General features: G+C 63.4%; 19 protein-coding genes and 1 tRNA gene. 7 read left to right on the top strand and 13 right to left on the bottom strand.

The window, feature by feature from the left end; genetic code table 11:
* Positions 1 to 988 precede the first annotated feature (988 nt).
* Positions 989 to 1,723, top strand: a complete 735-nt coding sequence (locus tag ABUH87_RS08515) for a Crp/Fnr family transcriptional regulator (protein WP_367772489.1) — start codon at positions 989 to 991, stop codon at positions 1,721 to 1,723.
* Positions 1,724 to 1,844: 121 nt separating this feature from the next.
* On the opposite strand, the gene infC is transcribed toward ABUH87_RS08515, so the two are convergent.
* Together infC and pdeM are read right to left on the bottom strand one after the other, a co-directional pair.
* Positions 1,845 to 2,366: a translation initiation factor IF-3 gene (gene infC, locus ABUH87_RS08520; protein WP_353984367.1), complete on the bottom strand. Its 522-nt coding sequence runs from the start codon at positions 2,364 to 2,366 to the stop codon at positions 1,845 to 1,847.
* A gap of 163 nt (positions 2,367 to 2,529) precedes the next feature.
* Positions 2,530 to 3,255, bottom strand: coding sequence for a ligase-associated DNA damage response endonuclease PdeM (gene pdeM / locus ABUH87_RS08525; protein WP_367772491.1), 726 nt, complete (start codon positions 3,253 to 3,255; stop codon positions 2,530 to 2,532).
* Between the two features lie 44 nt (positions 3,256 to 3,299).
* Here pdeM and hemF point away from each other — a divergent pair, with 44 nt between their 5' ends.
* Positions 3,300 to 4,163 carry an oxygen-dependent coproporphyrinogen oxidase gene (gene hemF / locus ABUH87_RS08530; RefSeq protein ID WP_367772493.1) on the top strand — a complete coding sequence of 288 codons (864 nt, stop codon included), beginning with the start codon at positions 3,300 to 3,302 and terminating at the stop codon, positions 4,161 to 4,163.
* 91 nt (positions 4,164 to 4,254) lie between these two features.
* Entirely contained in the window at positions 4,255 to 6,348 is a 2,094-nt protein-coding gene (locus tag ABUH87_RS08535) for a RelA/SpoT family protein (RefSeq protein ID WP_367772495.1), read from the top strand.
* A 4-nt stretch (positions 6,349 to 6,352) separates the two neighbouring features.
* Here ABUH87_RS08535 and ABUH87_RS08540 read toward each other — a convergent pair whose 3' ends face one another.
* Entirely contained in the window at positions 6,353 to 7,516 is a 1,164-nt protein-coding gene (locus ABUH87_RS08540; RefSeq protein WP_367772497.1) for a peptidylprolyl isomerase, read from the bottom strand.
* A gap of 74 nt (positions 7,517 to 7,590) precedes the next feature.
* Here ABUH87_RS08540 and ABUH87_RS08545 point away from each other — a divergent pair.
* Both ABUH87_RS08545 and ABUH87_RS08550 read left to right on the top strand, forming a co-directional pair.
* Positions 7,591 to 7,681: transfer RNA gene (locus ABUH87_RS08545), tRNA-Ser, on the top strand.
* Between the two features lie 312 nt (positions 7,682 to 7,993).
* Positions 7,994 to 8,671 carry a nitroreductase gene (locus ABUH87_RS08550; RefSeq protein ID WP_367772499.1) on the top strand — a complete coding sequence of 226 codons (678 nt, stop codon included), beginning with the start codon at positions 7,994 to 7,996 and terminating at the stop codon, positions 8,669 to 8,671.
* 155 nt (positions 8,672 to 8,826) lie between these two features.
* On the opposite strand, the gene ABUH87_RS08555 is transcribed toward ABUH87_RS08550, so the two are convergent.
* The 4 genes from ABUH87_RS08555 to ABUH87_RS08570 all read right to left on the bottom strand — a co-directional run bounded on the left by ABUH87_RS08555 (position 8,827) and on the right by ABUH87_RS08570 (position 12,747).
* Positions 8,827 to 9,528, bottom strand: coding sequence for a phosphotransferase-like protein (locus tag ABUH87_RS08555; protein ID WP_367772501.1), 702 nt, complete (start codon positions 9,526 to 9,528; stop codon positions 8,827 to 8,829).
* Complete coding sequence (locus ABUH87_RS08560; protein WP_367772503.1) at positions 9,525 to 10,460, bottom strand: hypothetical protein; 936 nt, start codon at positions 10,458 to 10,460, stop codon at positions 9,525 to 9,527. The genes ABUH87_RS08555 and ABUH87_RS08560 overlap by 4 nt, the downstream gene beginning before the upstream one ends.
* A gap of 186 nt (positions 10,461 to 10,646) precedes the next feature.
* Positions 10,647 to 11,702: an aldo/keto reductase gene (locus ABUH87_RS08565; RefSeq protein ID WP_367772505.1), complete on the bottom strand. Its 1,056-nt coding sequence runs from the start codon at positions 11,700 to 11,702 to the stop codon at positions 10,647 to 10,649.
* 79 nt (positions 11,703 to 11,781) lie between these two features.
* Positions 11,782 to 12,747 carry an enoyl-CoA hydratase/isomerase family protein gene (locus ABUH87_RS08570; RefSeq protein ID WP_367772507.1) on the bottom strand — a complete coding sequence of 322 codons (966 nt, stop codon included), beginning with the start codon at positions 12,745 to 12,747 and terminating at the stop codon, positions 11,782 to 11,784.
* Between the two features lie 274 nt (positions 12,748 to 13,021).
* Between ABUH87_RS08570 and ABUH87_RS08575 the strand changes: the two genes are divergently transcribed.
* Positions 13,022 to 13,549, top strand: a complete 528-nt coding sequence (locus ABUH87_RS08575; RefSeq protein ID WP_367772509.1) for a nuclear transport factor 2 family protein — start codon at positions 13,022 to 13,024, stop codon at positions 13,547 to 13,549.
* A gap of 3 nt (positions 13,550 to 13,552) precedes the next feature.
* On the opposite strand, the gene ABUH87_RS08580 is transcribed toward ABUH87_RS08575, so the two are convergent.
* From ABUH87_RS08580 to ABUH87_RS08590, 3 genes are read right to left on the bottom strand one after another with little or no spacing between them, the layout of a single operon-like run.
* Entirely contained in the window at positions 13,553 to 14,344 is a 792-nt protein-coding gene (locus ABUH87_RS08580) for an enoyl-CoA hydratase/isomerase family protein (RefSeq protein ID WP_367772511.1), read from the bottom strand.
* Positions 14,337 to 16,529 carry a molybdopterin-containing oxidoreductase family protein gene (locus tag ABUH87_RS08585; protein WP_367772513.1) on the bottom strand — a complete coding sequence of 731 codons (2,193 nt, stop codon included), beginning with the start codon at positions 16,527 to 16,529 and terminating at the stop codon, positions 14,337 to 14,339. The genes ABUH87_RS08580 and ABUH87_RS08585 overlap by 8 nt, the downstream gene beginning before the upstream one ends.
* 24 nt (positions 16,530 to 16,553) lie before the next feature.
* Positions 16,554 to 18,281: an FAD-dependent oxidoreductase gene (locus tag ABUH87_RS08590; RefSeq protein WP_367772515.1), complete on the bottom strand. Its 1,728-nt coding sequence runs from the start codon at positions 18,279 to 18,281 to the stop codon at positions 16,554 to 16,556.
* A 185-nt stretch (positions 18,282 to 18,466) separates the two neighbouring features.
* On the opposite strand from ABUH87_RS08590, the gene ABUH87_RS08595 reads away from it, so the two are divergent.
* Complete coding sequence (locus tag ABUH87_RS08595) at positions 18,467 to 20,833, top strand: CaiB/BaiF CoA transferase family protein (protein ID WP_367772517.1); 2,367 nt, start codon at positions 18,467 to 18,469, stop codon at positions 20,831 to 20,833.
* A 128-nt stretch (positions 20,834 to 20,961) separates the two neighbouring features.
* Here ABUH87_RS08595 and ABUH87_RS08600 read toward each other — a convergent pair whose 3' ends face one another.
* Genes ABUH87_RS08600 through ABUH87_RS08610 form a run of 3 tightly spaced genes read right to left on the bottom strand, consistent with a single transcriptional unit; the run spans position 20,962 to position 25,084 of the window.
* Complete coding sequence (locus ABUH87_RS08600; RefSeq protein WP_367772522.1) at positions 20,962 to 23,040, bottom strand: hydantoinase/oxoprolinase family protein; 2,079 nt, start codon at positions 23,038 to 23,040, stop codon at positions 20,962 to 20,964.
* Positions 23,041 to 23,050: 10 nt separating this feature from the next.
* On the bottom strand, positions 23,051 to 24,865 hold the full coding sequence (locus ABUH87_RS08605) for a hydantoinase B/oxoprolinase family protein (RefSeq protein ID WP_367772525.1): 1,815 nt from the start codon (positions 24,863 to 24,865) through the stop codon (positions 23,051 to 23,053).
* Between the two features lie 15 nt (positions 24,866 to 24,880).
* Complete coding sequence (locus tag ABUH87_RS08610; RefSeq protein WP_367772527.1) at positions 24,881 to 25,084, bottom strand: hypothetical protein; 204 nt, start codon at positions 25,082 to 25,084, stop codon at positions 24,881 to 24,883.
* Positions 25,085 to 25,093: the final 9 nt, after the last annotated feature.

A 25,093-nucleotide genomic window follows, 5' to 3' on the forward strand; every position in this document is an offset into this window, starting at 1 on the left:
ACGATGCGCCATCGCCTGCTCTCCTCCTGGGAAAGCGCATAGAATCAGCATTCATCGCACCTGTCTACGCCCACCCGCGCACAGGTCTCATAAGCCGATCGGGGCTTCGCATTTGGGTGCAGGCGCCCGTCTGGAGCGCCGGCCGCATGGTGCGGGATGGTTGAGCGTGGCCCCGCTCACCCGCACCCGCCGCCGGAGCTATGTCCGGCGGCTGCGGCATATAACCTATATGGTTTGTTTTGTCAAGGGAGCCTGCATCTTGGCGATTGGCGTAAAAGGCCGGCGAGGGTGGGTCCCTCGCCGGCAGTTATGAGGTTGTTCAGCAAGTGAACTTTTCCTCGGGTCGCCTCGATGAATTCTCTGTTTGGGAAGTCTGGCCGAACGGTTTCAGAACCGAGCGGTTCTCGGCCGTCCTACAGGCATTCCTCCCCTTCGACGGGTCAGCTTCGAAGGCGCGCGTGAGAGCGGCAGCCTGTCCGGTATGCTGTCCAAAACCGCCCAGAACTGCTGCATCGCTTCGCGCTGGCAAGGAGTAAGCGGTTCGCGTTGTGAATTTCGTGTGCAGGATTCTGACCGAGGTAGTGCGCATGAAGAACTCGCACAGTCTCTTCTGCGATCAACTACCTCGGTCATGTGCGGCAAAACTCCCCCGTCACTTCCTGCCTCGACATGTAGCATGATTGCCATCATGCCTTTACAGAACAGAAGATCGACTACTATCACGATGTCTTCGTAACTGTTCGGCCTGATTATTATTCACACGATGATGATAAATGAACAGAGTGAATCTGTGTACGCTTTCGTACGTTGAAGAAATCATCCTGCAGATTACAGTAGAGCGCCACTTGGGCCTCTGCCACGTCGACATAACATGCTCTAAGGAACTGGGGGCTCGTTCAGCCGTTGCATGGAAGCGATAAAGAGAGAGAAGCGCCAGATTCGCCCACCGTGCGGGGTCGGTTCGACGACTGGCGGGGAGAGCCCGCCGATGCACAGTGACGAGAGATTTCGTAGTACGACCAATTGGTTGCTTCTAGGGCTGGCCGGGCAGGAGTTGTGGCATCTTTGGCCGCGACTTCGTCGTGAGCACCTTCCGGCGAAGACATATCTTGAGCGCAGCGGCTCGCTATCGAGCAAAGTATACTTCATCGAATCCGGCGTGGTTTCCAGCCTGGAGACAGGAGACGTTCGCGACCCGATCGAGGTGGGGGTGATCGGCCGCGAAGGCCTGATCGGCACAAGCGCAATTGCTGACTTGATCCCGCAAAGAGACAGCCTTGTCCAGATCGAGGGGCAGGCACTTGTGCTCGACTGCGTGCAGTTGCAGAAGTGCCTGTCCGCCAGTCCAGGCTTGCGCTCATTCCTGTCCCGCTACGTCCAGGCGCAAATGGTACAGATCAGTCTCGCCGCGAGTGCGGGAGTCAGGGCTAACGTACAACAGCGGCTAGCGCGCAAGCTGCTCATGTACCATGATCGTGTGGGCGCCGACGATCTCCCGCTAACGCACGAGAACATTTCCCTCATGCTTGGTGTGCGTCGTGCAAGTGTCACCAACGCAGTGCACAATCTCGAGGCTGAATGCCTGATCAAGGCACAACGAGGCTTGATCACCATCCGCGATCGCGCCGGACTTGAACGGTACTGCGGCCGCTTCTACGGCGTTGCAGAAACCCGATACGCAGAGATCATGTCCGATACTCCACGCACCGCATGCGTCGAGTGACAACGGGCTGATATCGAGTGAATCGCTTTCTTTCCAGAGGGTCTGGCTTGTCCGAGGCGGCCTGGGGGGAGAGCGAAGGGGAGCGCCCACGCGGCGATCATGCTCCCCTTTGCCTGTTTGCTTATTTGGGCGAGAGCACCATCAGCATCTGACGGCCTTCCATGCGCGGATAAGCTTCGATCTTGGCCACTTCAGCCACGTCAGCCTGCACCCGGCGCAGCAAGTCCATGCCAAGCTGCTGGTGCGAAAGCTCACGGCCGCGGAAGCGCAGGGTAACCTTCACCTTGTCACCATCATCGATGAAGCGCAGCACGTTGCGCATCTTCACGTCATAGTCGTGATCGTCGATGTTCGGACGCATCTTGATCTCTTTGATCTCCTGCGTCTTCTGCGACTTACGGGCCAGGTTGGCCTTCTTTTGCGCTTCGTAGCGGAATTTGCCCACATCCAGGAACTTGCAGACCGGCGGGTCCGCATTGGGCGAAACCTCGACCAGGTCCAGGCCTACCGCGGCCGCCTGCTCGATCGCCTCACGCGTGTAAAGGACGCCCAGGTTCTCTCCGTTTTCATCGATCACGCGGACTTTGTCTGACTGGATCAGATTGTTGTAGCGCGGTCCGCTCTTGACCGGTGGCGTCATCATGCGCCGGGGTGGGGGTGCTATATGCGTTCTCCTGTATCGTTCGTCAGTCTTGGCGAAAGTGCGCGGGTGAATACTGCGAATCGCCCTTGCACGCAAAGTGTGAATTCGCGCGGCTAACGTCGTCAGGCGAATTCGTCATCCCTGTTTACCCAATTATGGGTATTCAGGCGGCGGCGCGCCAGAGGGGGTATTGCACCAGCCGTCCGCGCGCAGGCAGGATCGCATCGATTGCCGCGGCCGGCTGCATCGCGGACAGGATCTCTGGCGATCCGGCATCCATTCCGCCGGTAAGGGCCCCGAACGCCGGCAGAATCATCCGCCGTTCGCTCATGACCGCGCAGGGCCTTGCGATCCGGCGCCCGCGAGCCGTCAGGCGCAGCCGGGGGTGGAAGTGGCCCGAAAGCTCGGGCGCAGTCTCGCCAGCACGGGCCTTGTGGCGCAGCACCACTCCTGCCAGCACCGTTTCTTCCAGCACTTCTCCGCCCACGCTCTTTTCCAGCGAGGGGTCATGATTGCCGACGATCCACACCCAGTCCACGGCGCGGGTCAGCGCGGCCAGCATGCCTGCCGCGTGCGGCTCCAGCCGGTCGGCGCCAGAATCGTCGTGGAAGTTGTCGCCCAGAGCGAAGACCCGCCGCGCGCCGGTATCACGGATCGCAAGGGCGACCCGCTCCAGCGTCTCGCGGCTGTCATAGGGAGGCAGCATCTGACCGGTGCCTGCGAAAAAGCTCCCTTTCTCCAGGTGGAGGTCCGCGACCAGCAGCGCCTGCTCGCGCGGCCAGTACAGCGCGCGACCCTGTAGCGCCCCGTGTGCAGCCGCCTGTGCGTGCCGTCGCGCGCTCTCGCCGACCAGCCGGAATTCCTCGCCACAGAACGAAAAGGGAACCATGGCATGCCCTTGCCGCAGGCGGCGCGATTTGGCAAGCCGACCCGATGACCGACTGGACTCCCTACACCGCCCGCGCGCGCGACTGGTTCGAGCACTTGCGCAACGCCATCTGCGCTGAGTTCGAAGCGATTGAGCGGGAGGCCGGAAGCGACGCGGCGTTCGAATACACGCCGTGGAAGCGTGAGGCGCTCGAGGGCGAGAGCGAAGACACCGGCGGCGGTACCCGTGGACTGATGAAGGGCAAGGTGTTCGAGAAAGTCGGCGTCAATGTCTCGACCGTGGCTGGCGGACTCGCGAAGGACTTCGCCGCAACAATCAACGGAGCCAGTGCCGAGCAGAATGCCTTCTCCGCCACCGGCATCAGCCTCGTCGCGCATATGGCGAATCCGCATGTGCCGGCCGTGCACATGAACACACGCTTCCTGACGACGACCAAGGCCTGGTTCGGCGGCGGCGCCGATCTCAACCCGCCGCTGCCCTACCCCGATGACACTGCCGAGTTCCACGCCGCGTTCAGGTCGGCCTGCGATAGCTTCGCACCCGATGCGTACCAGCGGTACAAGGCATGGGCCGACGAGTACTTCTACATTCCGCACCGCGGCGTCCATCGCGGGGTGGGCGGCATCTTCTACGACCATCTGGAGTGTCCTGACGAAGAGACCTGGGAGGCGAACTTCGCCTTCACCAAGGCAGTCGGAGAGGCGTTCCTGGCAGTGTTCCCCCGCATCGTGCGCCGCCGCATGGGGCAGGTCTGGACCGCCGAGGACAAGGCGCAGCAGCTGGAGTGGCGTGGGCGCTATGCAGAGTTCAATCTCGTCTACGACCGCGGCACTCTGTTCGGCCTGAAGACGGGCGGAAATATCGACGCCATCCTTATGAGTCTGCCGCCACACGCCACCTGGAGTTGAGCGCGGGCCCATGCTTCTTCGGGAGCAATGGACAGGCGCGGCCACTTAGCTCTTGCCGCGCGGGTGAAAATCTCCACATGGACCGTGTCGAATGCTCCGCCAGTACGAACTCGTCGAACGCGTCCTAGAATATGCGCCCGAAGCCGATGAGGCTTTGCTGAACCGCGCCTATGTCTACACCGTGCAGAAGCACGGGACGCAGAAGCGCGCCAGCGGCGATCCCTATTTCAGCCACCCCATCGAGGTGGCGGGACTGATGACCGAGCTGAAGCTCGATCAGCAGACGATCATCACTGCCCTCCTGCACGACACGGTGGAGGACACGCTCGCGACCATCGGCGACATCGAGCAGATGTTCGGGCCCGACGTGGCGCGCCTGGTCGACGGTGTGACCAAGCTCTCCAAGATCGAGGCCATGCCCGAGAACGAGCGCGCGGCGGAGAACCTGCGCAAGTTCCTGCTGGCCATGAGCGAGGACTTGCGCGTCCTCCTCGTCAAGCTGGCCGACCGGCTGCACAACATGCGCACGCTCCACTTCATCAAGAGCGAGGACAAGCGCCGGCGCATCGCGCGTGAGACCATGGATATCTACGCGCCCCTGGCCGAGCGCGTGGGCATGTACGAATACATGCGCGAGATGCAGTTGCTCGCCTTCGAGCAACTGGAGCCCGAAGCTTACGCGATCATCACCGGGCGGTTGGCGCAAATCCGCAACCAGGAAGGCGGCCAGGTTGACGCGATCGCCTTCGCCATCCGTCAGGCTCTGGCGGAGTCTGGCCTGAACGTCGAAGTGGCAGGGCGCGAGAAGCACCCCTATTCGATCTGGCGCAAGATGAGCGAGCGCCACGTCACCTTCGAACAGATCACCGACATCATGGCGTTCCGCGTCCTCGTCGATTCGCCGGAGGACTGCTATCGCGGGCTCGGCATCCTGCACCAGACGTGGCAGATGATCCCCGGCCGCTTCAAGGACTACATCTCGACTCCCAAGTCGAACGGCTACAAGTCGCTGCACACCGCGCTCATCTATGAGAACTCGATGCGCATGGAGGTGCAGATCCGCACCCGTGACATGCACCGCACCAACGAGTTCGGTCTTGCCGCGCACTGGGCCTACAAGCAGGGGGGCTCCAGACCGGACGGGCAAGTCGGCTGGTTGCGCGACCTGATCGAGATCGTCGATGCCAGCCACGACGCCGAGGAACTGCTCGAGCATACCAAGCTCGCGATCTACCAGGACCGCATCTTCGCGTTCACCCCCAAGGGCGCGCTGCACCAGTTGCCCAAGGGTTCGACCGCGGTGGACTTCGCCTATGCGGTTCACACGAATCTGGGCAACGCAGCCGTAGGCGCCAAGATCAACGGACGCCTCATGCCCCTGCGCACCCGGCTGGCGAATGGCGACGTGGTGGAGATTATCAAGAGCGGCAACACCGAGCCGCAACTGACGTGGCTGGGCTTCGTCGTCACCGGTAAGGCGCGGGCCGCCATCCGTCGCGCCGTGCGTGCGAAGGAGCGGCAGGAGATCGCCGCGATCGGCGCCAAGCTGCTGGACGAGATCGCCTCGCGCCTGCCCGGACGAATTGGCAAGAAGGCGATCACCGCCGCTGTCGGCCGTCTGGGCCTGACGGACGAGGAAGAGTTGATGGTGGCGATCGGGTCGGCGCGCCTGAGCGACCGGCAGGTCATGGAGGCGATTGCACCGGGTAGCACTGCCGAGTTGCCGGACGAGGCGGACTGGCCGATGCAGGAGCGGGCGATCTCGATCAAGGGGCTGACGCCGGGGATGGGCTTCCATCTTGCCGAGTGCTGTCATCCCGTGCCGGCCGACCGCATCGTCGGCTTGCGCCGTCCCGACCATAAGGTGGAAGTGCACACGATCGATTGCCTGACGCTGGCAAGCGGCGTCGATGCGGACTGGCTAGACGTCTCCTGGGGGGAGCGGACCACTGGCGCTGTCGGCCGCTTGCGGCTGGTGCTCTACAATCGTCCCGGTACACTTGCCGAAGTCACCGACATCTTCGCGCGCAGCCGTGCCAACGTCGTCAACCTGCAGATGGTGCAGCGGGACGAACCATTCGGCACGTATGAGGTCGACCTGGAAGTGATCGACCTAGCCCATCTCACCCGGATCGTCGGCTCTCTGCGGGCCAGCGAGGCGGTGGCCGAGGCGCAGCGGGTCTGACCCCTCAGCGCCGCCGGCGTCTCTTCCCGGTGTTTTCGGCTTCGGGAGCAGGCTGCGCGGCCTTGCGGATCGGCACTTGTACGTTGCAGACGTCCACCGCTCCTGCCGGAATCGCGTAGAAATCGTCCTGCCGGTTCGCACGCGCCTTCATATAACGAGCGAAACTGTCGCTCGCGCTGGCAAGATACTCGTACTGCGCGAGGCCCTCGACCTCCTCGCCGGAGCGGATCGAGAGGATCGGCGTGCGCTCCTCGGTAGTTTCGTAGAAGCCCAGCTCGCCAGTGCCGCGAGGAAGTGTGGAGAGGTGCTCCATGCCTTCGATCACGCGCCCGACCACGGCGATGTTCCGGTCCAGCTGGCGGGGGGCATGGCCGATCACGGCGTAGAGTTCCGCGCCGCTCCCGGTGTCCGGGGTCACGTCACGCCCGACGCCTACGGTGCCGTAGCAGTGGACCGGCCAGGTGCGTGCGCCGGTAACGGCTACCGGCCATCCTGCCACGAAGCCGGCACGGTCGGCATAGACATCGCGAATGGTGTCGCTGGTGATAAATGACAGGGGGGCTGGCGGGCAGATCTCCGCAAACTGGCCGCAACCTCCTGCCTTTCCTGCCGCATAGTCCTCGGAAGGCATCTTTTGCAGCCCCGCAGGCAAAGCCCGCGCGAGCGCGCCATCCGCGGCAAAAGGGTCACCCCATTGGACGACGTAGTTGTCTTGTGCTCGGACGATTGCCAGCCCGTCCCACCAGTGCGCTGCGGCCAGGGCCCGGATGTTCGCGACCCACCCCTGAGAGTAAGGTGGCGTGATAAGCTGGATGACGATCCGCCTTGGAGGCAGGCGGGCAGGCTCAGGATCGTCCCCCTCCATCGGTATGGCTGACGGCTCGCTCGGCGCATTGTCCGGCAGCGCTGCTTCGGCAGCAGCCCCAGTGTCTTCCACAGGGAGGGCCGCCAGCGTGACGGTGGGTGTGAGTGCAGGCAACTCCATGACCAGGAGGTCTCTTGCAGGGATGGCCCGCCAATGTGCCGCTGGCGCTTGCGCCACGATCTCGGCCGGAGAGGCTGGATGCGCAGCCACGGCTCGCTTTTCCGCGGGCGCCGCTCCGGACGTGCCGCCGACGGACACCAGAACCGGAAGAGAAAGCAAAGCAAATGCGCGACGAATGGCCATGCCGCCAAATGGCACGAGAGCATCGCTTGCGTAACCCCCCGCCGCACGCTAGGGGGCTCCCTCCAGAGCAATGCGGAGCGGTGGCCGAGTGGTCGAAGGCGCTCGCCTGGAAAGTGAGTATACGTCAAAAGCGTATCGAGGGTTCGAATCCCTCCCGCTCCGCCACAATGTTCCGAAATTCACCCCACGGGGCGAGGGAGTGAGGCTCCCGCTACTCGGGTTGCTCAGGCTGATGCAGGTCAGGGTTGCGAGCGGTGGCGTTGTCAAAAATGGTCTTGGCGGGATAGCCACACCGCAATGACAGCGGCAGGCGCTCCAAGCTGGGGCGCGGTGTCGGGGGTGCTTGAATTATGACCCACTATGGCGACCGGCCCAAACGCTGCACGGAGGCGCAACTGGCATGCGAGTTGGAGGCATTGGGAGGTGCACCCGATTCCCCTAGGAACTGGACGCGCAAAAACACTTGGCGGCACCAAAATGGATTATGATGAGGTTGTTCTCGGGCGGAGAAGCATTCGGGGCTACAGGCCGGATCCGGTGTCGCGAGAGATCATCGAAGAGGTCCTTCGTCTCGCGATGCGGGCACCCTCATCATACAACAGTCAGCCGTATTACTTCCACGTTATCATGGGTGAGCCGCTGGAGCGGATCAGAGCGGGTAACGTAAAGCGCATCCGCGAGGGATGTCCTGACGCACGGGAGTTTCGTACGGGCCAGGCGTTCACGGGGGTCCATCGCGAACGCCAGGTTACGGTCGCCAAACAGTTGCTTGGCGCTATGGGGATCGCTCGCGAGGATGAGCGCGGGCGTGAGGATTGGGTGCTGCGTGGGTTCCGCCAGTTCGATGCGCCGGTCTGCATCATTATCACTTACGACCGCCTGCTGTCCGATAGCGACGATACGGCCTTCGACTGCGGTGCGGTGGCCACTGCGCTTGTCCATGCAGCATGGTCGCGCGGTCTGGGGACAGTCATCAACAGCCAGGGCATCATGCAATCGCCTGTTGTGCGCGAAGTGGCGGAGATCCCCGAGGATCGGGTGATCATGAAAAGCATCGCGCTGGGATGGCCCGACATGAGTTTCGCTGCAAACGCCGTTGTCTCCGAGCGCAGAGGTGTGGACGAAGCGGCAACATTTGTTGGGTTTGACACCTGACGTCTGGAGCGTTTCCACTATGAGCGGAGACGCTCTCGATCTTCGATGCCGCATTTTCCGAGCCATTGACCCTAAACGGTCAACTTGAAAATGCTCTAGCAGACGGGGGCGCATGGAGCGGTTCGCCCGGCCTCTTTGCGGCGCCTTCTCCTCGATCAGTCGGCCCCGTGCTGCTGGTGCGCCTCGGCCTGCCAAAGTTGCTCGAAGGCCAGTCCGGGGCCCTCCGCCAAACGCTGCTCAATCATCTCACACACCGCGCGCGGATCGTGGTTGCTCGTATCGATCTCGAGGTCGCACACCGTGTTTGCGTAGACGGATTCGTAGAACCACGGACGAAGTCGCGAGAGCCGGTCTACGATCTTGGCGACGACATCTTCGCCCAGGATGTCGGTGGGCAGCTTCTTGTCCATGGCGCGCTGCGCCACGCGGCTCTCCAGCACTTCGAACGGCGGTTTAAGCGTCACCAGCAGTACCGGCAATCCGGCCAGGCGCCGCACGCAATCCGCGAGGATCGGCGGATCGGTCAGTAGCAGATGGTCGAAGATGATGTTGCATCCCTGACGCGATGCCGCGGCGAGCCATTCATGCAGCGTGGCAAAGGCCTGAATGCCCTTGGGACCCAGGCTCCAGCGCAAGGGACCGTCTGGCTGCGCCGGATCGGCAGGCTCGGCGTGAATGCCCTCGCGCGATTTGGGGCCGTGATGTCCATACTGCGCCGGCTGGGTGCCGGCCAGAAAGTGGTCGATGCCGTAGAGCAGCCAGTAATCGTCTGAACGCTTCTGGAAGAGCTCGGCCGCAGTCGATTTGCCCGAGCCGGAGGTGCCATTGATGATGACGATCTGACCGGGCACGCTCATTCTCCTAGCCGGCGCTCGCCTCGCGCCATTTGGCGGAACCACTCGGAAGGGGCGAACTCCTGGTTGTCGCCCCAATGTGTCACGCCGTCCCAGTCCCACTCAGCCAAGGACCAGACGACGGTGTGGTCGGTATAGCCCGTGAAGACCAGGCCGGGATCGATACTGCCTGAAGCGCGCACCGTGCGGCCCAACTTGTCCTCGCCCTCGAATAGGAATTGCGACGGACCGAACGCGCCATACTCGGTGATCGTCCGCTTGCCGGTGGCCAGGCTGCCAAGTTTGCCGTCCTTCCAGATAAAGCCGCCAATGCAGGTCGCTTCGCGGCCTTCGCCCATGCATAGGGCGTGAAAGGCGCTGTCCTGGGCGATACCCCAGAAGTAGCCACCGCGCGCCAGCGACTCGTACTCGCGCGCGCCGTAGGACGTGTCGCGCATGGAGAAGCAGTCCACGGCGAAGGACTCGCCATGGCGCCGGATCGTGCCGACCATCCGGCCAGGCTGTTCGATGTGGAACTTGGCAGTCGACTGCTGCCCCGGATCACCTGTGCGGAGCTCATGGACCGGGCCGATCGCCTGCCATGTCAGGTCGAGTTCGAATCCGTCCTTGTCGTAGTCGATCTTGTACTGTTGCAGCGGCTCGATCATCTTGACGCGCAGCGAGTTGCGGGCCCGCATGTCGAACTTGTCCGCGCCTTCGGGCAGCGCCTGGAGATGGCTCCAGTTGTAGTAGAGGCAGTTCCACTGGAAGGTGCCGGACGGGTCCCACAGGCAGGGGCCTCCGTTCAGCATCCCCATGTTGGGGCGGAAGTAGTACTGGATCATGCCGTGGATCCGGCGCTCGGGGATCGAGAGGGAGAACCAGACGCTCTCGTTCCAATAGGGATTGTCGGTCCGCCCCTCACCGAAATGATCGGCGAAGCTAAGGTCGTTCATCGTCAATCTCCCTTGCCGCCGCGCTGTTCGGGGCACACCGCCGCTTGCATCCGGGGGCAGCATTCCGCCCCTCAGGGCCATGTTCTAGATGCCAGGGTCGGGCGACGGAAGACGCCTGCATTGTACTCAGGTGAGTTGTCAGGCGACTGGGGATGAACTCGACGTGGATACGGCTGCGTGCCGCGATCAACATGCGCCGTCGGGACGCCTTCCTGCTGTGAGCGCGCGCGCGATACGCACGTCAGGCTCAATCCATTGGGAGGTGGCGTATATCGGCGGGATCGTGGTCGCGGCGTCGAGATGCGCCATGTCCTCGTCGCTCAACTGCACGTTCACGGCGCCCAGATTGTCTTCCAACTGGGAGATCTTCGTCGCGCCGAGCATGATGCTGGTCACCGTCTGCTTCCGCAGCAGCCAGCCGATTGCCACTTGCGCCACTGTAATATCACGCGCGGTGGCGATCTTGCGCATGAGGTCGAGCAGCTCGAATCCTTTGTCATGGTCAAACTTCAGCATGTCGAAGTTTGAAAAGCGGTTGTCTGCCTGGGTCATGCTCTCCCGCGTGTAGCGACCCCCAAGAAAGCCGTAAGCCAGTGGGCTCCACACGGTCAGTCCGAGACCGTACCGCGCCATCATTGGCAGCACGTCCCGCTCAATGTCGCGCCCGAGCAGCGAGTAGTACATCTGCCCGTGGGTAAAGGGGGCCAGGCCGTTGGCCTTCTGGATTTCCATCGCCGCTGACGCCGTCCAGGCCGACCAGTTCGAGAATCCGAGATAGCGCACCTTGCCCGCGCGCACGACACTGTCGAAGGCGTCGAGCGTCTCTTCAAGCGGCGTACAAGTGTCCTCGCGGTGCGCGATGTACAGGTCGATCCAGTCGGTGCCCAGCCGCTTCAAACTCTCGTCGATCGACCACAAAATGTGCCGGCGTGAGAGGCAGCCCTTCGTGAGCTCGCGCTGGCCGTTGCTGCGGTTGCCGACTTTGCTTGATATCACGATCTTGTCGCGGTGTGGCCTCAGCGCGGCGCCTAGCAGCGCCTCTGACTCGCCATCGGCATAGACGTCGGCAGTGTCGAACAGGTTGATGCCGGCATCGATCGCCCGGTTAACCAACGCGTCTGCGAGCTCGGCGCCAACCTTGTACACCGAGCTCAGCGAGCGGTTTCCCTGCGTGAAGGTGAAGGCGCCTAGCGCGAGCCGCGAGACGATCAGGCCAGTGTTGCCAAGCCGCTCATATTGCATAGGTATGTTCGCCGACGTGGGAGGCGGATGGCGGGAAGGGCCGATTGGTTCCGGCCCTCTCCCTACCAGCCAAGTGGAGTTACTGAGGCGCCTTGCGGCCGCCCTTGCTCAGGCGCCAGTCGGGCGGATACATGCCGTCGTTGTCCTTGACGGCATTGTTGAGGCCCTTGCCGAACGTCTCCTTGTCGAGAGTGAACTCGTCGGCGTCATTCTTGACCTGGCCAAGCATGGATTCGAGCCACGCGGTCATGATCGAGCCCATGTATTCGCCCTGCTGCTGCTTGAACACCTCGAACAGGGTTTTCTGCATGTAGACGACATCGGTCGGGCGCGTGACTGAGCAGGCATGCGCGTACTTGGCTACTTCGTCCTCCAACTGGTCGCGCGGGACGACGCTGTTGACGAAGTTGCAGTCGTACATTTCCTGGGCGGTGAAGGGGCGGCCGGTGAAGACCATCTCCTGGAACTTGCGCAAGCCCATCATCTGCGCCCACTGCCACATGCGAGGACCCCAGCCGACGTAGCGGAAAGAGGGGTGACCGAAGAGCGCGTCATCGGACGAGATGATCAGATCGGCATCGGCCGCCTGGTAGAAGTGCCAGCCGTAGCAATAGCCCTTCACCTCAAGAATGCTGATCTTCTTGAAGTCCTGCAGCGTGCGGCATCCGAAGTTGGGATTGGCGTAGAGCTGCGTAAGTTGCGCAAGGTAGCGATAGCTGCCCTTGGGCGGGTACTTGACGTCCTCGTCCTCACCGATGCGGAATTCGTGCAACAGCGAATATTCGCCATCGGATGCCAGCATTTCCTCCTGTTCAGGCAAGTCGGCCCCGCCGCCCAGGTTGCTGCCGGCACCGCGGATCAGCAGCACCTTGACGTCGTCGTCGACGTTGGCCCGGTGAATGAGGTCGGAGTAGCGCAGACGTGCCGCGATCGTCGGTGCATTCAGGAAGTCCGGACGGTTAAGCGTGATCGTCGCGATCTTGGTCTTGGGATCTTTCTCGTAGAGGATGATGTCCTCTGGGTCCGGGCGATCGGTCTTCGCCATGCATCCTGTCCTTTCCGGTTTTGCGCGCTTGGTTGAGTGGGGGCTGCTGCTCAAGAGCAAGCGCACCCTGCGCCGCTGATTTCGTGTCTTCGCAGTCTCTCTAGTCCCCTGCGGCCCGCTGGGCGGCAATGACTGGCGGTGAACTTAAACCACACTCATCGCGCCATCGCCATCGCGCGGCCAGGGTCATGGAGGCAAGCCTGGCTGCGTGCTGCGGCAAGGGAGCGGCTTGTCAGACATGCTACGTCGGTCACAAACAAGGGAAAGGCGCAGGATGACACGCAAGGTCAGTCAATTTCGCGATGAGCTTGCCGACCGTGAGGCGATCCGGGATTGCCTTTACCGCTACTCACGCGGCGTCGATCGTTGCGACGAGGAGATGCTGCGCAGCGCGTACTGGCCCGATGCGCATGACGATCACTTGAGCTTCGCAGGTACGCGCGAGGAACTGATCGCGTGGTCGCTGCCGATCCTGCGGACCATGGATCAGTCCATGCACATGATCGCCAACATCTTGATCCGCATCCATGGCGATACTGCGGACGTCGAGTCCTACTACTATGGTTTCCACCGCCTGAGCCAGGATGGCCAGGCTCGCGATTCGATCGGGTCGGGACGCTATGTCGATACGTTCGAGCGGCGGGATGACGAGTGGCGAATTATCCGCCGTCTCGTCATCGTTGACTGGTTCCGCGACTATCCGGACTCGGCGGACTGGAGCGTGGGTCCCTTCGGAACTCCGGTCGAGCCGGGCGGGCGGTGGCCCAACGACCCCAGCTACACCCTCCTGAAGCTCGACTGAGCGCTAACGTCCGCGGAATACCGGAGCCCGCTTTTCGGTGAACGCCTTGGCCGCCTCGGCGAAGTCCTCTGTGAGTAGTCCCACGACGTGGACGTGGTTCTCCAGCTCGAGAGCGCTTTCGAAGTTGGCTTCGAGGTTGGCCCACATCACCTGCTTGGTGTGCTTGATGGAGTACGGGGCGTTGCTGGCGATGGTGCGGGCCAGGTCCAGCGCACGTGCGAGCAGGGCGTCGCCTTCCGCCAGCTCGCTAGCAAGGCCGATTGCGTGCGCTTCTGTGCCGCTCACGGGCCGCCCGGTCAGCATGATCTCGAAAGCCCGACCGGCGCCGACGAGGCGTGGGAGGTGGTAGCTGATCCCGCATTCACCAGCACTGAGGCCCACCTTCACGGCACCGACCAGGAACTTGGCTGTCGGTGTCGCAATGCGGACGTCGCAGGCAAGCGCGATCCCCAGTCCGGCGCCGACTGCCGCGCCCTGGATGGCACCGATCACCGGCTGGCGCATCTTGTGAACCTGAGTCATCAATCCAGAGAACACTTCCTGGAGCGCCATCCACTCTGCCGCACCCTTCGGCGGCTCGTCGCCGGAGCTTACCGCCTTGAGGTCCAGCCCCGCGCAGAAGGTCTCTCCATCGCCGGCGAGCACAACGACCTGGCAGCTGCTGTCCTGGCTGACTTGCGCCAGCGCGGAAGTCAGCTCGGCTGCCATTGCGACTGTAAGCGCATTGCGGGCCGCCGCGCGCGCGAGCCGCACGATGGTGATGTTTCCTGACTGCTCGACAACAATCTCAGACACGCAGGTGCTCCTGATGGGGTGGGGGCGTTTGCATCGGCACGAGTTTGCGGACGCTGATCGGAATTCCGGAGAAGAGTGGCATGAAGTTGATAGGCTGCAAGCGCTGGCTTAGCGATGTGAGCTGGCCGACGTTGCTGCCGCCGTCTGCTATAGGGTCATCGCCGCCGATCAGCGGACCGAACATGTGGGTCATCGAGACGACGCCCCGGCGCAACCGCGCATCCTCCTTGGCCAAAGCCTGCAACATGCCGTACTCTGAGCGCAGCTCCACCATGTCGCCATCCGTCAAGCCGAATGCGGCCATGTCGTCACTCGCCATATAGGCGTAGTTGACCGGCAGACGGCTTCGGGTCCGCGCCGAGTCCCGAAACGCGCCGTTGAGCGCGTGGAGCACGCGGCGGCAGATCAGCTGCATGGACGGGCGGGATGGTCTCTCAAGAGCAAGGTCGTTCAAGTCCTGCGCAACGTCCGAAGGGCACAGTTCCAGTTTCTGCTGCCAGCCCGCGGGCGCGGGTTGCACGAACTGTGGCTCGATCTGCGGACGCACGCCGCCTGGAGCGTTTTTCAAGTCGTCAAAGGGAACGCGGCTTTCACTGCACAGGAAACGGCACATGGCCTCGGGATCGGGCCGGTTGGTCATGGACAGTGGCAAGGCCAACGGTACGTCCTCGTAGCGCAAGCCATAGGACCAGAACTTGAGGTCGAGCGGTATGCCCATGCGGCTGGACACGCGCCAGAAGAACTCCCAGTCGTCGATCACCCCTTCCGGCTTCGCGACCACAGGCTCGGCGTACTGCACGAACGGTTCGGGCGCGAGTGAATCGGCGGAGATCGACAAGTCGTGGCGTTCCAGCGGGTGCGAGGAAGCAATGACGTAATCGGCCAGCTTGCCCGTTTCGTTCAAGCGTGAGTCGAGGGAGACGAGTAGTTCCAGCTTTTCAAAGCCTGCCCTGGCTCGCCCCGGATCGCCGACTGCGACCAACGGATCACCGCCAAAGACGATCAGCGCACGAATGCGGTCGGGTGAATCGGCGGATATTTCGCCTGGCAGCAGCGCCGTGGGAAACTCACCCATGATCGCACCAACGTCCTGCGAAAGACACTTGGGCGCTTGCTCCCAGGTGCGGGTCGGCGCCAGCGCCATCTCCCGAGCGACTTTCGTTTTCAGCGTTCCGGGGTTCCGCACGCGGTCGCCCGCGCGGCGATAGCCGCCAGAGAGCACGTTCACCGCCTCGATCATGTGGTCGGCTAGATTTGAGTGTGCCGCCATCGATGGACCGGTGCCGCTACCCACGGTGGGGCGCTTGGCCTCGCCAAGCCACCGGGCGGCGGTCTCAATGACCTCCATAGGAATGTCGGCCCGCGCGGCCGCAAACTCGGGCGTGAACGGCGCAGTGGCGGCGCGCAGCGCGTCCAACTGCCCGCAGTGTCGCGACACGAAGTCCTGGTCATACGTATCGTCGCGCAAGAGGATGTGCGCGATCGCCGCGAAGACGGCGGCATCGTGCCCCGGCAGAGGCTGGATCAGCAAGTCGGCGTAGCGCGCGGTCTCGGTCCGCCGCGGATCGACGATGATGACGCGGCCACCCTTCTTTTTGATATGCTCGAACGCGCGGCCCGGTGCGCCGCTTTCGGAGAGCGCGAAAGGAGCGCCCTGGTGCGTGACGACCGGATTGCCGCCTGCCAGCAGCACCAGATCGGCATCGCGGAAAGCGTGCCGTCCGCTGGCGACGATACCCATCCGGCCCATCGTCACCCACTTCGCGGACTGGTCGATGGTCATGGACGAAAAGAAGTTCGGTGTGCCGATCGCCGAGACCCAGGCTCGCTCCAGCAACCCGCCCAGCGTGCTGCGATACGCGCCGGTGCCATGATAGACCGCGATCGCGCGCGGGCCGTGCTCTGCCAGCAGAGCGGCGAGCTTGTCGCCGATTTCTGCCGTTGCCGCATCGTTGGAGATCGGTTGCAGCTCTCCGTCCGCGCCCCGCTTGAGGCTGCCGAACAGGCGGCTCTCCGCGCCTTGCTGGAACTCGATGCTGGAGATGCCCTTGGGGCACAAGTAGCCGCCGTAAGGCGACGCGCTCGCGTCAGGGCGCGCGCGCAGCGGCACCCCGTTCTCCACGTCGATCTCCATCGCGCACAAGGCGCTGCAGTTGCGGCAGAACGTCCTGGCCGTGTGCATCATCCCACTGCCCGTTCCCTGGCCAACTCAGGTCGCCACCGGTTCGCGGGCGCTGGCGACGTCCCGGTTCGTCGCGCGGCTGGCGATGTCGTTGGCGGCGATATAGCCGAACACCATCGCCGGGCCGATCGTGCCGCCTGCTCCCGGGTAGTTAAGTCCGAACGGACTGCCGGTGGCGTTCCCGGCGGCGTAGAGACCGGGGATCGGGTTGCCGCTGCCGTCCACGACCCGCGCTTTGTGATCCGCCTTGAGGCCCCCCTTGGTGCCAAGGTCGCCGAGGTGGATCTGCACTGCGTAGAACGGTGCCTTGCAGATCGCGCCCAGCGCTGGATTGGGCTGGCACGTCGGATCGCCGAAGGTCTTGTCGTAAATGGTGGAGCCGCGGCCGAACTCTGGATCCTCGCCCTTGGCGGCATACTCGGTCATGCGCCGGGTCACATCTTCAAGCTTGGCCGGATCGAGATCGATCTTGCGCGCCAGTTCCGCCACAGAGTCGGCCTTGAAAATGTAGTGATCCCACCAGTCCATCGGGATCGAGCGGTCCGACATGATCGCACTGGGAAGGATCCCGCCAGCGGTGAACTTCTGGCGGAACACCGCGTCGAATACCAGCCAGCATGGCGTATTGGCGCCGGTCGCGAGCTGATCCGAAGCCATCGCCGCGCCGAAGCGGTCATAGCTGCACGCCTCGTTGACGAAGCGATCGCCGTTGCGGTTCACGCAAACGCTGTAGGGGCGGCCGACATCGAACACCGCCTGGTGCACTTCCTCGAAGTTCGAGGCCGACCGGTTGGGCAGGATCATGGTGGGCGCCCACCAGCCTTCGGCGGTATGCTCAGTTGCCGCCCCGATCTTCTCGGCCGCGATCAGCGCGTCGCCGGTGTTTGCCCCCTGGGGAGTGCTGGTCCACCAGATCGAGGTTCTGACCGGGTAGAAGCGGTCACGCAGTTCCTGGTTCCACTCAAACCCGCCGGCGCAGAGCACCACGGCGTGGCGGGCCTCGATATCATAGATGCGGCCCAGGTGGCTGACGGTGACGCCGGTGATCTTGTCTCCGGTGGTGATCAGCGTCTCCAGCTTGGTTTCCAGGCGGATCTTGACCCCTTTGTGGTCCAGCCTTGCCAGGAGCGGGCCGATGAGCGCCGCTCCCGAGACGTACAAGCGGTCCCGCTTGGTCATCTTGCGGGTGCTGCGATCCTTCCAGTACCGACCGATCACAGTGGCGACCTTCTTCTTCCATCCGGGCGCCCGCGCCGCGATCGTGAAGGTCTCTTCCAGGTTCATCGAGTAGCGGTTGAAGAGCTTGAACCGGGGGTATTGCTCGCGCACGAGCGGAAACTTGTCACCCAGTTGGCGGCCGTCCCATGGCGGCATGACCAGGCTGCGGTCGGTGCGCGAGCCGGGCAGCTCTGCGAAGTAGTCGGGCCAAGGCATCGAGATCATGTTGATGCCTTCGCCGCCCAGCCAGCCGAGCATCTCGCGGCCCGTGTCGACATAGGCTTCCAGCCGTTCCCGGTTGACGGGCTCCTTGATGACGGCATCCAGATACGTCAGCGTCTCTTCGCGGGTGTCGGTGCTTCCGCCCAGGCCGTGGTTCGGAATCCATGCCACGCCTCCGGATGTCGCCGAGGTGCCGCCGTACTTGTGCGCCTTTTCCACGACGAGCACCTGCAAGCCGAGGTCGCGGGCGCGCAGGGCCGCAGTCATCCCTGCCGCGCCGGAACCGACAACGATCACGTCAAAGGTCTCGCTCATCGCCATCCTCTTTATCTCACTCCCTGTCGACCCGAGGGCGTAGCCATGATTGGGACGGGGTTCGACTGTTCTTCATGCCGCACTGCGCCGCTGGGCTGGTTGGGCTGCTAATCAGGACAACTACCCTGGGGCAGGGCCAGCATATACCGCGTCCTGAAAGCGCATCAGCATGCAGGGGAGAGCCAGTGTCGGCTTTGAAGGGCCTCAGGATCATCGAACTCGCCGAGCATGTGGCGGGTGAGTATTGCGGCAAGCTACTGGCCGACTTCGGTGCAGAGCTTATCAAGATCGAGCGCCCCCAGGGCAGCCCCACGCGGCACCTCGGCCCCTTCCTTGGCGACCAGCCGGGGCCTGAGCGCAGTGGCTTGTTCGCCTACCTCAATACCAACAAGCAGTCGCTCGTTCTGGATGTCGAAACGCCAGAGGGCCGAGCGAGGCTGAGCGATCTCGTGGCCGGTGCCGACGCGGTGATAGACGATCATGGGCAGCAGTGGCTTGAAGCCGCAGGACTGGCGCCTGACAGCTTCCTCGATGACTATCCCGGTGTCATCCTTTGCTCGGTGACGCCGTTCGGGCTCGATGCTCCTGCGGAGCGTGCGCACGCCACCGACCTGACGGTCATGCATGCCAGCGGGCTGGGCTATCACACGCCGAGCGCCGCCGGTCCGTCCAAACCGCCGCTCAAGGGGGCAGGGCGCTTCCATGCGAGTTACGAGGCAGGGCTGGAGGGGGCGCTGTGCGTCGCCGCGGCGCTGCATCGCCAGGAACGCACCGGGCGCGGCACTTTCATAGACGTCTCCGCGCAAGACGTGCTGGCGGGACGGCTGGACTATGTGCTGGGTCAGATGATCGCCGGTGACATGGACGTGAGCGAAAGCCGCCAGCAGTTCGATCTTGGAGGGCCGGCCGGGATTTTCCCGTGCCGCGATGGCTTCATCTACATATTCCTATCGACCCCCGCCCATTGGCGGGCGTTGCGCACGTTGATGGGCGATCCCGAGGAACTGCGTGAGTTCCCCGAGGATTGGCTGGAACGCGGGCTGACTCCGGATCGCATAACCTTGTGCCGCAAGCATCTGGTGCTCTGGCTGGCTGGGCTGGACAAGGATCAGGCTGCCGCTGTCGCTCAGGAGAATGGCATCACGCTGGTGCCGGTCAACAACATGAGCGACCTCGCCAAGTCGCCGCAAGTCCAGCACCGCGGCTACTTCCAGAAGCTCGAGCACCCGGACGCGGGTCCCACGCTCTATCCGACTGTCGGCTACAAGCTCGGCGCTTCGGCTGCGAAGATCGAGACACCGGCTCCCAAGCTCGCGAACTCGGCAGAGGTTGCCGAACGATCCGCACGGTCGCGAGCGTTGCAGGAGCCGGGGAAGGGGCCGCTCGCCGGCGTTCGCGTTCTGGAGCTCACGAAGGTCTGGGCAGGCCCGTTCGCTGGCAAGTTGCTGGCGTTCCTGGGTGCCGAGGTGATCCGCGTCGAAAGCCTCGGTTCGCTGGACGTGACCCGCACTTTCGGCGTCAGCGACATGAACAAGGCGCCCGGTTTCCTTGCGGTCAATCCGCAGAAACTTTCCGTGCAGATCGACATGAAGAGCAAGGAAGGCCTCAGGCTGCTCAAGCAGCTGGCCGGCACTTGCGACATCGTCATTGAAAACATGCGACCGGGTGCTCTGGAGCGGCTCGGCTTGGGATACGAGGCCCTGAAGGAAGTGCGCTCCAATATCATTCTCAGTTCGATGAGCATGTACGGCGCCGATGGGCCCCTCGCCTACCAGACCGGCTATGCCCCGTGCTTCGTGGCGCTGAGCGGATTGAGCTCGCTGGTGGGCTATGACGGTGAGGCGCCTGCAGGCATGAACATCCGCTACTCCGATTCCTCTTTTGGTGCGGCTGCAGCGTTCGCATCGCTGGTCGCTTTGCGGCACCGTGAGGCCACTGGGGAAGGCCAGTTCGTCGACGTTTCCGCGGTAGAGATCCTCACCAGCCTGATCGGCGACACTGTGATGGACTACAGCTTGAATGGCCGGGCTGCGTCGTGCGACGGCAATCGCCACGCGGAGATGGCGCCGCACGGTCTCTATCGCTGCGCTGGTGACGACTGGATCGCGATCGCTGCGCAATCGGACGCGCAGTGGCAGGCCCTCGCAGCCCGCATCGGCATCGCTGACGAACTGCGGTTCGCTACGCTCACACAGCGCAAGGCGAGCGAGGCGGAACTGGATGGGATCGTGTCAGAATGGACGCGCGGCCGCGATGCGGTCCAGCTGGCGGAAGAACTGCAGGCGGCCGGCGTGGCGGCGGCCAAGAGCGCCAATTCAGTCGATCTGATCGGCGATGGGCACCTCTGGGCCCGCGGCTTCTACCGGTATGTCGATGATCAGGACGGCAATGCGCGGCCCGTGCTCGGCCCGTCGTGGCAAATGTCCGATGCGGCCGAGATCACCCGGGCGGCGCCGCGCCTGGGTGAGCACAACGCCTATGTTCTGGGCGAGATCATGGGACTGGGCGTAGAGGAACAGGAGCGTCTGCGGGAGGCTGGGGCGCTCCGTTAAGCAAGTCCCTCGCGAAGTCGAAGGGCAGTCCTGATTGCACCAGCGTGCAAGCGTTCCTTCGCGCCGGAGCTGGTTCCTGCCCTGCCCCGTTTAGCCTCGCCCCCCGCGATAGGGGGCGAGGATCTGTCTCAGGTGCGATCCCGCACGAGTTCATAGTCGCCGGCATCGTCCACAACCGCCTTCCAGCCGCTGTAGACGACGATGGTCGTGAAGGTCTCTTCGATGATGGCCGGACCCTTGATCTCGTGCCCCGGAGCCAACGTGGCGCCGGAGTAGATCGGCGTCTCCCGAAACCCGTTACCCAGATTGGCGCGGCGCCGCTTGGCCGGTTCTGCCGCTCGCGGCGAAACACTCGTGCCTTTCAGCGCGTGGGGGGAGGTCGTCTCCACCACGCTGGCGAGACGCAGGCCGGTGATCTCCGGCAATTCGTGTTCGCGGACGTGGCCGTATTCTTCCTGGTGACGCTGGTTGAACAGCTCGATCGCACGAGTGGAAATCTCATCGTCGATGAAGCTGAGGTCACCGAGGCCTTCACCGACATGCACGTCGAAAGTGAGCGCGAAGTTCTGTCCCGGGTACCGCATGTTCATCTGGTAACGCGCAGTGATCTGGTCGGACGCGAAGTTTGCCGCCTTGAAGTAGCCCTCTGCGCGATCCGACAACTCCCGCCAAATCGAAGTCAGCCTTGCCCTGTCGGCGGACATGGCCGGTACGATGTACGAGCGTTCTTCGTCGATGCTCGGATTGGCCACGAGCGTACCGAGAGCCGAGAATGTCGGTGAGGCTTTGGGCACAAGAACACGCTCGATGCCCAGGTCTTCGGCCTGGATTGCAGCGAAAACCGGGCCGTTGCCTCCGTAGGCCAGCATGACCATTTCCGCGGGGTCGATGCCCTTGCCTGCGGTGGTCCGGCGCACACCTTGCGACATGTTGGCGTTGACCATGCGCCAGCAGTCGAACGCGGCTTCTTCGGCGCCATAGCCCATCTGCCGCCCGATTTCCGCGAAGGCTTCCTCGACGCCGTCACGACGGAGCGAGAAGCTTCCGCCTGCGAACCCTTCATCCGTCGAGAGAATGCCAAGCATAACGAGCGCATCGGTGATCGTCGGCTGGGTGCCGCCCCGTCCGTAGCAGATCGGGCCCGGCTCCGACCCAGCCGAAGCGGGGCCGACCTGGAGCGCCCCGTTGTTGACGTGGCAAATCGAGCCACCACCGGCTCCCAGAGTCTCCACCTTCACCATCGGCACGCCGACAAGGTAGCGGTGGTGCATGTTCCACCCTGCCTCGGCAGGTGCCCTGCCGCCGATCACCACGGAGATGTCGTAAGAGGTGCCGCCCATGTCGACGCACAGGATGTCGTCGTAGCCTTTGGCCGAGCCGACGTGGGCCGACCCAATCACGCCGCCGGCCGGTCCGGAGGCCAGCACCCGGATCGGTGAGCCTTCGATGTAGTCGACGGTCATGACGCCGCCGCTCGCCTGCATGACCATCAGTTGATTGGTGTAGCCTGCATCACGCACGCGATGCACCAGCTTCTCGAGGTAGGAGTACACGCGCGGCGCCACGTAGGCGTTTACCACGGTGGTGCTGGTGCGGTCGTACTCGGGGGCGCGGGGCAGCACTTCGTGGCTGGAAGAGATCTGCACGCCCGGCAGTTCTTCAGCAACGATCTGCGCGATGCGCTTCTCGTGAACCGCGTTGACGAACGAGAACAGCAGCGAGATCGCCACGGACTCCACGCCCTGCTTCCGCAGTCGGGCACAGGCTTCGCGCACCGCGGTTTCGTCCAGCGGCTTGTGGACGGTACCGTCGTGCAGCACGCGCTCGGGCACCGTCAGGCGGCGGCGGCGCGGCGTGATCTGTATGGGAGGTTCCAGGCGAACATCCCAGATGTCCTCCTTGAAGCCGCGTCGGTATTCGATCTCGTCGCGGAAACCCTCGGTGGTGATGAGGCCGGTGATCGCACCGTTCATCTCGATCAGGGTGTTGTCCGCAACGGTTGTGCCATGAACGATGGCATCACACTGGCCGAGGAACTCGGCGAGTGTGAGCCCCTCCATGTCCGCCAGCTTCTGCAGACCGGTCATAACTCCGATGGAGCGGTCCTCCGGAGTCGACAAGTTCTTGTGGAGCCGGACCTCTGTTCCCTTGAGTAACGCGAAATCGGTGAACGTTCCCCCGATGTCGATGCCGACGCGATAACCCATCAATTCCCCCTCAAGCGGCCGCAGCCGTAGTCATTTCGCGGCGCAACGCGGCGGTGGCAGCAAGGTCAACGGCGAGGTCATAATCCTCGATGCTGCCGGTCAGTACGACGCCATACTTGGTGCGTGCGGCCTCGATGCTGACGTACTCGTCGAGCACATCCTCCTTCACCGCTTCGGCGTCCCGCTCAAGCGGACGCCCAAAACCGGCGCCACCTCCGTGCTGGTACGCGATGACTGCGCCAGCGGGCAGCATGGCTTGCGCCGTGTGCTCGATCTTGCGCTCGTTCGACGTGCCGACTTCGAAGTGGTTGGAGTAGGGAAGGGCGTCGTCGCCCCCGCACATTCCGCGCAAGGGGTGGGCGGCAGAAACCATCCAGGCCATCGCCGTGGCGGGCTGCAGCACCTGCTTGACGTTGAGGCTGCCGGGGGCGCCGCGCCACTGTCCGGCTCCGCCTCCGTCCGTCGTCATCTCGCGGCTGATGTTGAGGATAGGAAAGCGTGTTTCGGCATCTTCAGCCTCGGACAGGATGAGGTTGCCCAGGCTGACGGGACACGAACCCCAGCCGTCGATGCCGGCCACTGCGGACACATCCATCGAGCGGCAGTCGACGCCCTGGTCCATCCACATCGCCCCCGCCTCGTCAAAGCCGATGACAGAGTTGGGCATGCCGATCTTGTAGAGTTGCGGTGCCGAGCGTTCCGGCGCCACATGGCTCAACGCGAGGCACACCGCTTCGGTAATCTCGCAGGCCGGATGGAAAGAGCCAAGCGCAGCAGGCTTGTTCGGCGGCGGCTGGGCGATGGACCCTTCGGGTATCACCATATCGACTGCGTTGAAGTATCCTTCATTCTTGACGATGTCGGGATCCATGGCTGCCACGACCTGCGTCATGATGTAGCTGCGCGTGTTGGCGAAGGTGTTCCAGACACCGACCAGCTCCGGGCGATCGTCAGTGCCGGTCAGGTCGACGGTCAACTGGTCGCCTTCGATGTGGCAGGTGACGTGGATCTTGACGTCCTTCGTCCCGGCCGTGTCGTGATCGATGAAGACGGTCGCCTCGTAGGTGCCGTCTTGCCACTTCGAAACCTCCTGCCGACAGCGTGCCTCGGTGTGATCGATCGAGTAGTTGATCGCGGCCTTCACCATGTCCGAGCCGTACTTGCGGATCAGAGCCTGAAGCCGCGTTGCGCCTTTCTGCACGCCGGTGATCATGGCCGCGAGATCGCCCGAGAACGAGGGGAAGCGGTTGTTGCGCTCGACCATGCGGATCACGTCGAGGCGCTTGGCGCCGCGATGGACCAGCTTCAGGCAAGGATAGGACACCCCTTCGGTGAAGATGTCCGTCGCCTCCAGCGTAAAGCCTCCAGGGTCCTTGCCGCCGGTATCGCCCTGGTGCGCTTGCAGCGTCTGTACCACGATCAACTCGCCTGCATCGTCGAAGACGGGCGCATAGACGCAGTAATCCGGCAAGTGGCCGCCACCGTGGTCGGGGTCGTTGGCCACGAAGACGTCGCCGGGCCCCCAATCGTATGTGTCGAAGTTCAGCAAGCCCCAGCGCACCATCATCTGATTGACGAAGGTCAGGTGCGGAGTGCCGATCGCGCCCATGGCCAGGCGGCCGTGCGCATCGACGATAGCCGCATTACGCTCGTTCGACTGGTTGATGATGGGCGACGAAGCGGCGCGGCCGAGATGCGTCGCCGCCTCAAAGCAGACCGTCTCGAACGCACCACGGATGATATCGGCGGTAACCGGATCGATATTGGCCTGTGTCTTCAATGCCGGCGGCTTGGCCGCGAGCTTGCGATTGAGTTCAAAGGACATGAGGCGAATCCTTTCTCACTGCTCCGTCGGCCAGGTGCCGTCCGCGGATTGCTGGGCGAGCGGCGACGTGGCGTCACCGATCTCGAACAGCGAGCCGTCCTCGCGCTTGCCGTAGACCGACAAGGCAAGGCCGAGATCGACGCCGCGGGTTGTGGCGGGCTTGGCCTGCTGCGGAACGACAGCGCCGTTGCCGGAGTCCTTTCTTGAGCTTCGCCGCATCCTGCAATT

The sequence above is a fragment of the Novosphingobium rhizovicinum genome (assembly GCF_040813635.1).
In the GTDB taxonomy this organism is placed as follows: domain Bacteria; phylum Pseudomonadota; class Alphaproteobacteria; order Sphingomonadales; family Sphingomonadaceae; genus Novosphingobium; species Novosphingobium rhizovicinum.

Coding starts and splice junctions, on each gene's coding strand:
- ABUH87_RS08565 (WP_367772505.1), bottom strand. CDS start 11,702: ATGCAATATGAGCGGCTTGGCAACACTGGCCTGATCGTCTCGCGGCTC.
- ABUH87_RS08550 (WP_367772499.1), top strand. CDS start 7,994: ATGGATTATGATGAGGTTGTTCTCGGGCGGAGAAGCATTCGGGGCTAC.
- ABUH87_RS08585 (WP_367772513.1), bottom strand. CDS start 16,529: ATGATGCACACGGCCAGGACGTTCTGCCGCAACTGCAGCGCCTTGTGC.
- ABUH87_RS08535 (WP_367772495.1), top strand. CDS start 4,255: ATGCTCCGCCAGTACGAACTCGTCGAACGCGTCCTAGAATATGCGCCC.
- ABUH87_RS08570 (WP_367772507.1), bottom strand. CDS start 12,747: ATGGCGAAGACCGATCGCCCGGACCCAGAGGACATCATCCTCTACGAG.
- hemF (WP_367772493.1), top strand. CDS start 3,300: ATGACCGACTGGACTCCCTACACCGCCCGCGCGCGCGACTGGTTCGAG.
- ABUH87_RS08600 (WP_367772522.1), bottom strand. CDS start 23,040: ATGGGTTATCGCGTCGGCATCGACATCGGGGGAACGTTCACCGATTTC.
- ABUH87_RS08555 (WP_367772501.1), bottom strand. CDS start 9,528: ATGAGCGTGCCCGGTCAGATCGTCATCATCAATGGCACCTCCGGCTCG.
- ABUH87_RS08560 (WP_367772503.1), bottom strand. CDS start 10,460: ATGAACGACCTTAGCTTCGCCGATCATTTCGGTGAGGGGCGGACCGAC.
- pdeM (WP_367772491.1), bottom strand. CDS start 3,255: ATGGTTCCCTTTTCGTTCTGTGGCGAGGAATTCCGGCTGGTCGGCGAG.
- ABUH87_RS08610 (WP_367772527.1), bottom strand. CDS start 25,084: ATGCGGCGAAGCTCAAGAAAGGACTCCGGCAACGGCGCTGTCGTTCCG.
- ABUH87_RS08590 (WP_367772515.1), bottom strand. CDS start 18,281: ATGAGCGAGACCTTTGACGTGATCGTTGTCGGTTCCGGCGCGGCAGGG.
- ABUH87_RS08605 (WP_367772525.1), bottom strand. CDS start 24,865: ATGTCCTTTGAACTCAATCGCAAGCTCGCGGCCAAGCCGCCGGCATTG.
- infC (WP_353984367.1), bottom strand. CDS start 2,366: ATGATGACGCCACCGGTCAAGAGCGGACCGCGCTACAACAATCTGATC.
- ABUH87_RS08540 (WP_367772497.1), bottom strand. CDS start 7,516: ATGGCCATTCGTCGCGCATTTGCTTTGCTTTCTCTTCCGGTTCTGGTG.
- ABUH87_RS08575 (WP_367772509.1), top strand. CDS start 13,022: ATGACACGCAAGGTCAGTCAATTTCGCGATGAGCTTGCCGACCGTGAG.
- ABUH87_RS08515 (WP_367772489.1), top strand. CDS start 989: ATGCACAGTGACGAGAGATTTCGTAGTACGACCAATTGGTTGCTTCTA.